General features: G+C 54.8%; 1 protein-coding gene. It reads left to right on the top strand.

Annotated features, from left to right (window positions below; all coding sequences use genetic code 11):
* Window positions 1–478, top strand: a 478-nt coding sequence (locus HF921_RS13800; RefSeq protein WP_264318212.1) for an EF-Tu/IF-2/RF-3 family GTPase, incomplete at both ends; no start/stop codon positions are given.

Below are 478 nucleotides of genomic sequence, written 5' to 3'. Positions count from 1 at the left end.
GTTTCTGAACAAGGCCGACATGGTGGACGACGCCGAGTTGCTGGAACTGGTAGAAATGGAAGTGCGGGAGCTGCTTTCCAAGTACGAGTTTCCAGGCGATGACATTCCGGTGATTATCGGCTCCGCGCTCAAGGCCCTGGAAGGGGACCAGAGTGACATTGGCGAGCCGGCCATTTACCGGCTGGCCGAGGCAATGGACAGTTACATTCCGATGCCCGAGCGTCCCATTGACAAGCCTTTTCTGATGCCGATTGAAGACGTGTTTTCCATTTCAGGCCGAGGCACGGTGGTGACCGGGCGCATTGAGCGTGGGATAGTCAAGATAGGCGATGAAATTGAGATTATTGGCATACGTGATACAGCCAAGAGCATTGTCACCGGTGTTGAGATGTTCCGCAAGATTCTGGATCAGGGTCAGGCTGGGGACAACGTTGGTGTGTTGTTGCGCGGCACGAAGAAAGATGACGTAGAGCGTGGG

Origin of the sequence: Acidithiobacillus ferriphilus (genome assembly GCF_018854775.1) — a bacterium.
Lineage (GTDB): Bacteria > Pseudomonadota > Gammaproteobacteria > Acidithiobacillales > Acidithiobacillaceae > Acidithiobacillus > Acidithiobacillus ferriphilus.
This window is presented reverse-complemented; position numbering and strand designations above follow the sequence as displayed.